The sequence below is a fragment of the Paraburkholderia sp. genome, assembly GCF_035501035.1.
In the GTDB taxonomy this organism is placed as follows: Bacteria; Pseudomonadota; Gammaproteobacteria; order Burkholderiales; family Burkholderiaceae; genus Paraburkholderia.
Window position 1 is genome coordinate 1 of the sequence record NZ_DATJWR010000319.1, and the last position, 6,857, is coordinate 6,857.

Consider the following 6,857-nt stretch of genomic DNA (forward strand, 5'->3'; position numbering starts at 1 on the left):
CGGGAAGGGCACGCTGCAAGCGGATTCAGTCACTTCCACGGTCCAGCGTGTGAAGCGGGCAGCCGAGCAGGTCGCCGTGGTTGTAGCGGAAATATCCACCGCATCCGACGAACAAACGGCGGGAATTGAGGAGATTCATGCCGCCGTCAACCAGATGGACAGAGCAACGCAAGAAAACGCGGCCCTGGTCGACGAGACCGCCGCCGCGGCTCTTTCGCTGAATGAGCAGGCACGCGAACTTCGGGACGCGATTGCATTGTTCAAAATCGCAAGCTAGCCCTGCGCGGCGGCGCAGCGCGGCACAGTTCCGGTGCGCAACAGCACCTTGCAGGATCACCCTGCCCTGCAGCGCGGCGCTCGGCACTTGTCACAAAGGCGCCGGAGTTCCGGCACACATGAGCAGCTTGCGCTACCGCGGCCGGGCACCGACTTCAGCGCGGCGACGTCTGCGCCTGACGCGGTTGCTGCCCAAGCAACGCCGCTCCCATTCTCGTGGCAGGAACGAACGCGGAATCGTGAGCGAAAACGCAGATCGTAGCGGGAGAATTGCCATGCCCAGAGCCAGTGCTTACGGACGCCCAAATCCGTGCCGCTCCGCAGACCAGCTGCCCCATGGCCGTGGAAATAACGTTTGCACCCGGCATGCAATGTACCAACGCAAACAGGCCCAAAGTTTGCGTAACCGGGAGAAAAAATCTCACACTCATGGAACCACCACATGTCGAATCCACAGGCTATCGTCGACCTCACGCATGAAGTCAGGCGCCTTGCAAAGAGCAAGATCAGCGACATCAACGACATCAATCGCGAGACCACGTTTCTCGCACTGAATGCACTCATCGAAGCAGCGCGCGCGGGCAACGCCGGCAAAGGCTTCGCGGTCGTCGCGAACCAGGTCAAACATGTCTCCAGGCGCATTTCGGAAATCACCACGGATCTGAACAAGGATCTCGCCGGCTCGCTGTCCACTCTTACCCAGCTCGGCGACAGCATGATGGAGCGCCTGCGCTCCCACGACGGCCAGCGCTGTGCCGATCTCGCGCTCAACATGATTGACGTCATCGACCGCAACCTCTATGAACGCTCGTGCGACGTGCGCTGGTGGGCAACCGACTCGGCCGTCGTGGATTGTCTCGCCAGCGACGACGCATCTTCGGCGAAGCATGCCGGCGAACGCCTTTCGGTGATCCTCGACAGCTATACGGTCTACCGCGATATCTGGGTAGTCGACGCACACGGCTTCGTCGTCACGAACGGTCGGCCAGGCCTCTATTCCGTGCGCGGGCAGAACGTGGCGGGAGCGGACTGGTTCAAGTCCGCGATGAAAACCAGCTCGGGCGCGGAGTATGTCGCATGTGACGTCGAAGCTCTCGCGCAGATGCACCATTCGCAGGTGGTGACCTACTCCACCGCGATCCGCGGGGGCGGCCGCGCGAACGGCCGCGTGCTGGGCGTGCTCGTTATTTTCTTCGACTGGGCGCCGCAAGCTGGCGCTGTTGTCAAGGGTGTACGCTTGAGCGAAGAAGAATGGACACGCACGCGCTGCATGATCGTCGATTCCGCGTTTCGCGTGATCGCCGCCTCTGACGGGCAAGGACTCCTGACCGAACGTTTCCGCCTGCAGACCGACGGCAGGCAGACGGGCTTTTATCGGGCAGCAGACGGAACGATTGTCTCGTTCGCCGCGACGCCAGGCTACGAGACCTATCGCGGATTAGGCTGGTATGGCGTGATCTGCCAGAAGCCCGCGTAAGATCGGCGCCCCTCGTATGGACGCTGCGTTCGTATGACACGACTTTCGAAATCCTTAAGTAATTCAATGCGTCAATGGATCCCACCGTCGTGGCGAAAAGAAACTCACTTCGCCTGCTTCGTTTTTCGTAGAATCGAAGCCATACGGAGTGCACTCCCGCACCTGGCGAGTGGCTGTGAAATTCTCTGCGGCAATGGTGAGCGTGAGCACGATAAATGATGGGCCGATGATCGAGATAAATGATGTTCGAGGGACGAAGTAAAACGGGGGCGATGCCCCCGTGCTGTTTTAAAACGGATCGTCCAGAGACTCTGTGCCCTGGTACGGTGGCTGTCTGGGTCCGTCGTACCACGGCTGGTGATAGCGCCGGATCTGGGCACCGTAAGCACAGCTGAACCACAGATAGAAGTCCTCGAGGAAGAACTGCATCATGTAGGCAGCTTCATCGGTGAGTTCGGGCAGCGGCAGGCGCCTATGGGCGGCGTCCTCGCGAGGTAATGTTTTACGGGACATGCTATCGGGCTCCATTGGGCTGACGCGCCGGTGCACGACGCGCGGACGACGTTGAAGGGGCAAAGACATCGAAGTACAGCTTCTCGTCAAGTTCGGGCATTTCACGGTGAGCGGCGGTGGTGAGCAGTTCGTTGGCGAGCGTGGTGAGCACGCGGAAGTTGCCTAGCGCGTGTTCGCACAGCGTGTGGCGCAGCGGCGGCGTCATCAACTGCGGGGCGCCGGCGCTGCTGAGCAGATGCTCGAGACAGGCCAGCAGGTCATCGGTCGAAGCCTTCTCGGTCGCCAGGCGCGAGCGGATACGGCTGCCCAGTGGCAACAGTTCGTCGCGCCTGAGCTTGTCGGTCAGGCGCGTGTCGCCAGCAAGCACCACGCACAATAGCGGTTGCGAATCGAACCGGGCACTGGCCATGAGCCGCAGTTCGTTGAGCACGCCGGCGCTCATCTCCTGGGCTTCGTCAATCAGAAGGATCGGTCGCCGGCGCGTGCTCTGCAGGTGCGATAGCCACCGATCGCGCAGCGACCGGAAGCCGCCCCAGCGGTTGTGCGCCTTGAGTTCCAGATTGAAAATGTCGCCCATCTCGCGATAGAAGTCAGCGAGACTGCTTTGCGGGTGATTGATCGAGACGACCATCAGGTCGGTCAGGCGTTCGAGCTTCTCGGCCAGCACGCGCATGACGACGCTCTTGCCCGTGCCGGGCTCGCCGTGGATCATCGCGAAGCCGCCTTCGCGCACGAGCGCGTTCTCGATGCGCCAGCAGAAGTTCTCCACGCGCGGAGAGACGTACAACGCTTCGAGGGGAAGCTCCGGGGAGAACGGGTTCCACTTCAGGCCATAGAGGGCTTGCAGACGCTGGCTCATGCGCTCTCCTGCCAGTCGGCGGGAATCCAGGCCGGCGGCAGGCCCGTTGCGGCGTGCTCGGCGAGCAACTGGCGCAACAGCGGCGCGATGCCGGGTGTACTGTCCGGAATCGGCTCGACGACGTCGATCGCGTCGAGACGGCGGCGTCGACCATCGGCGTTGGCGGCCTTGTCCAGGGGCCTCAGCGCACACAGTACAGCGTCACTGTCGGCGTCGACGAGATCGACGCGGCTCAGGTCCCAGCGCGCGTAGCGCAGACGCACGCGCTGCAGGTGCCGGTAAGCCGAGGGGATCTCGAAGCGCGTACCGTCCAGACTCACGGTGCCATCCGAGCGCCGCTGGGTGCGCGTCACGTCGATGCGGAATGCAGCGCGCAGTGCGTCACTCGACGGGCATTCGCGGCCAACATCGGGGCCGGCGAGATAGCGCTTGAGCGGCGTGGCGCCGATCTCGGAATGATGCGCGTGGTGATACTCGCGCTCGATCCATGCGTGCGTGGCCTGATTGAGCAGTTCGAGCGTAAGATTGGGTTCGCCCTCAAGCATGGCCATCACGCGGCCTTCGATGCGGGCCCAGAACGTCTCCTGCTTGGCGTTCTGGTATGGGGAGTATGGGAGGGTCGTCTGGTGCAGCACGCCAAGCGTGTGCAGTCCAGCGGTCGTTTCCTCCGCAAGCATTGCAGCGCCGTTGTCGGTCATCAGCGCGCGTGGGAGGCTGCGCCGCTGGAACGCCTGGCACAGTCCATGGATCAGACTGCGCGCGGTCTCGTCGAGAAACCACTGCGCATGGCAGACGATGCGCGAGCGGTCGTCAAGCACGCACAGCAGCATCGGCGTAATCCACTGGCCGTCGTGCATGAGCAGCTTACGCGAGCCGTGGTGGAAATCGAGATGCCAGAGCGCATTGACGTGCTCGACCTCGAAGCTGCGTACCTCGAGCTTCTCGAGACGATCGCGGGCGAGCATCGCTCCGGTGCTCGTATGACGCGGCTTGCGTTCGCGATACATCCCCTGGGCGCGCAGGTAACGGCGCAGTGTCGTATAGGACGGTACGCCCACCTCGCCGAGTATGACCTTAAGGTTGTCGTAGTGGAGCTGGCATGTCCAGCCTGGGTGCTGGCGATATTGCGCGCGGATCGACTGTACCGCTGCGGGCGACAGGAGTGCGCCGGCGCCAGAAGGACGTTGGCGGTTGCGAAGGGTGTCCACCGGGTCGTGGGCGGCCTTGCGGGCCTTGTAGAACCATCGCTCGATGGTCGAGCGGCCGAACTGGACATCGTCGCCGGTCACCGGATGACGCCAGCGTTTGGTGGCCAGCACGGTGATGAGTTCGCGCAACTCGCCGGGTTCAGGTGGTGCGGCAAGCAAGGGGCCCACGATCGCAAAGCGCAGCCGCGCCCAACGATCCCGCAAGGGTAAATCGTGAAGTTCAGTCATGCTCTCTCCAGGGATGCGGCGCATCGCACCGCGATTCAAGGCAGAGGCGAGACTACAGGCGCGTTCCGAGGGGGGCGAGCGAGAAGTTCTGCGGGCGGCTACCGTCCCTCACTCACGGCGCCCATGGCGCTTGCGCTGGTGAGTGGAGCAAGCCACAGCAGCAGGCACAGCAGCGGCTCGGGAGGTCGCGTCGCGACAAAGCGTTCGAGCAGGCTCACCGGTGCCAGCCCGGTATCGATGGGCGGCATGAACGCCGCCTGTCCGAGCGTCCAGAATGGTGTGCTGACGAAGTCCGTGGTCCACCACTTGCGCCATCTGGCGATCGTCGCGGGCGGCACGCCAAGGGCGTCGAGCTGGCGCATTGCCGCAGCCGAACCCGCGCTAGCCCGGGTGGCGCTGACGGTGACCATGATTGCGCCGACGTAGACGCGCCGGCCAAGAAAGCGCACGGAGAAAGGCGTGGTACGGCGGCGACAGCCAGCGCAGCAGAAGCTGTGGCGGAAATCGCAGTGGCAGCGGGCTTCGCATGAAATACCGCGCGGCTTGCGTGGGTAACGGGCGCTATGCAGTACGCCGCCGCAGCGGCAACCCTGTTCCCGGGTCTGGTCGGCGTAGTCCTGATCAATACGTAGCAACAGGCGATAAAAATTGGGGGCGTTGGCTCTCACGTGGCACACTGGGGGAGTCTCTGTTCTTGGCAGACGTGAGACTCTCCCTTGGGCATCGTTTGTGCAAGATGCCTGAGGGAGATCCCCCTCTCTACATCACGCTGGACGCCCAAAACACCCCGAATTCCCATCAACCAACGCGCTCATGCTCAGCAATGGCGTAACCATCCAATGGCTTCGATGAGGGTCTACCCTATTGGATCCGCATCATGACTCGCGATCCCGAGGACTCAGGCGGCGGCGACGCACCGTCTTCCTTTCTAACCCATCCAGAGCATTTGTTTCCCCGCCTCACTGCGCACGAAATCTCGCGCCTGCGATGCTTCGGGATACTGCGCCATTGGGCAGCCGGCGAAATGATGATCAAAGCCGGGCGATCCGATGTAAATATGTTTGTCATCGTCAGTGGCGCAGTGAGCATGATGTCTGGCGATCGACTGAGGGGATCACATCCCGTCGCTGAACTGCATGCCGGAAATTTCACCGGCGAAATTGGTCAACTGAGCGGACGGCATCTGGCGCTTGTCGATGCGGTCGCGATCGAACCTGTCGACGCGATCGAGATGCGCCCCGAGCAGGTACGTACGCTTATCAACGCCGTACCTGAGCTTGGCGAGCGCATCCTTCATGCCCTCATCCTCAGACGCATAAGGGCAATGGAAATAGGGATGGGGCCGGTACTGATCGGTCATAGCCAGAACCAACGACTGCGCGAATTGCGTGGTTTTCTCACGCGCAATGCGCATCCGTACAGCGTGCTTGAGATGGATACCGACCGCGAAGCGCACGTGATTGTCGACCAGTTTGGCATGACGACAGACGAGCTACCGGTTGCCATATGTCCTAATGGCACTATCCTGCGCGCACCGACAGATGCGCAACTTGCCGCTGCACTTGGCTTTCTGAGTGATCTCGACACTTCCTGCGTCTATGACGTCGCGATCGTCGGGGCAGGCCCCGCAGGGCTGGCGGCGGCCGTCTATGCCGCATCGGAAGGATTGTCCGTGCTGGTGCTAGAGTGCAGTGCGCCCGGAGGGCAGGCCGGCGCTAGCGCCAAAATCGAAAACTATCTGGGATTCCCGACTGGCGTCACGGGCCAGGCGCTAGCGGGACGCGCCTATACGCAGGCAATCAAGTTCGGCGCACACATCGCCATTCCGGTGCAGGCCACAGCGCTCCATTGCGCCGAACGGCCGTACTCCCTCGAAACGCGCGGCGGGACAGCTGTACGGGCGCGCACGATCGTCATCGCCAGTGGCGCGATCTACCGGCGCCCTGCCATCGCGGGCCTCGATGAATTCGAAGGACGGGGCGTCTACTACTGGGCTTCACCGATCGAAGCGCGCATGTGCGTGGGCGCCGATGTGGCTGTCGTCGGTGGTGGCAATTCTGCCGGACAAGCAATCGTCTATCTCGCGTCGCATGCGGCGCGTGTTCATGTGCTCATCCGGAAAGACAACTTCGAGACGACTATGTCTCGCTACCTGATCGACCGCATTGCCGGGCTCGCTAACGTGGTGACTCACCCCCGCACCGAAATCGAGTGGCTGGAGGGAGACGACGGTGGACTCACGTCGGCCGTGCTCACAACCCCGCTCGACAACGGTAGCGCACGCCTGGATGTCCGG

General features: G+C 62.5%; 6 protein-coding genes and 1 pseudogene. 3 read left to right on the top strand and 4 right to left on the bottom strand.

The genetic code is table 11. The features are described 5' to 3' along the window. Both VMJ11_RS23465 and VMJ11_RS23470 read left to right on the top strand, forming a co-directional pair. Positions 1–277 (top strand): annotated as a pseudogene (locus VMJ11_RS23465) (methyl-accepting chemotaxis protein); the annotation flags it as partial. Positions 278–718: 441 nt separating this feature from the next. Continuing rightward, the gene (locus tag VMJ11_RS23470; protein ID WP_325622262.1) at positions 719–1,753 is read left to right on the top strand and encodes a methyl-accepting chemotaxis protein; all 1,035 of its coding nucleotides are present in this window, start codon (positions 719–721) and stop codon (positions 1,751–1,753) included. Positions 1,754–2,041: 288 nt separating this feature from the next. Here the strand turns inward: VMJ11_RS23470 and VMJ11_RS23475 are convergent, their stop codons facing one another. The 4 genes from VMJ11_RS23475 to VMJ11_RS23490 form a co-directional block, all read right to left on the bottom strand. Beyond that, a complete protein-coding gene (locus tag VMJ11_RS23475; protein ID WP_325622264.1) occupies positions 2,042–2,266 on the bottom strand; it encodes a hypothetical protein in 225 nt (74 codons plus the stop codon). A 1-nt stretch (position 2,267) separates the two neighbouring features. Continuing rightward, a complete protein-coding gene (locus VMJ11_RS23480; protein WP_028232377.1) occupies positions 2,268–3,125 on the bottom strand; it encodes an ExeA family protein in 858 nt (285 codons plus the stop codon). After that, positions 3,122–4,561: a DDE-type integrase/transposase/recombinase gene (locus VMJ11_RS23485; RefSeq protein ID WP_325622265.1), complete on the bottom strand. Its 1,440-nt coding sequence runs from the start codon at positions 4,559–4,561 to the stop codon at positions 3,122–3,124. Before VMJ11_RS23485 ends, VMJ11_RS23480 begins: the two co-directional genes overlap by 4 nt. A gap of 98 nt (positions 4,562–4,659) precedes the next feature. Further along, positions 4,660–4,971, bottom strand: coding sequence for a hypothetical protein (locus VMJ11_RS23490; RefSeq protein ID WP_244221179.1), 312 nt, complete (start codon positions 4,969–4,971; stop codon positions 4,660–4,662). A gap of 467 nt (positions 4,972–5,438) precedes the next feature. On the opposite strand from VMJ11_RS23490, the gene VMJ11_RS23495 reads away from it, so the two are divergent. Continuing rightward, on the top strand, positions 5,439–6,857 hold a 1,419-nt coding region (locus tag VMJ11_RS23495), incomplete at its 3' end, for an FAD-dependent oxidoreductase (protein WP_325622267.1).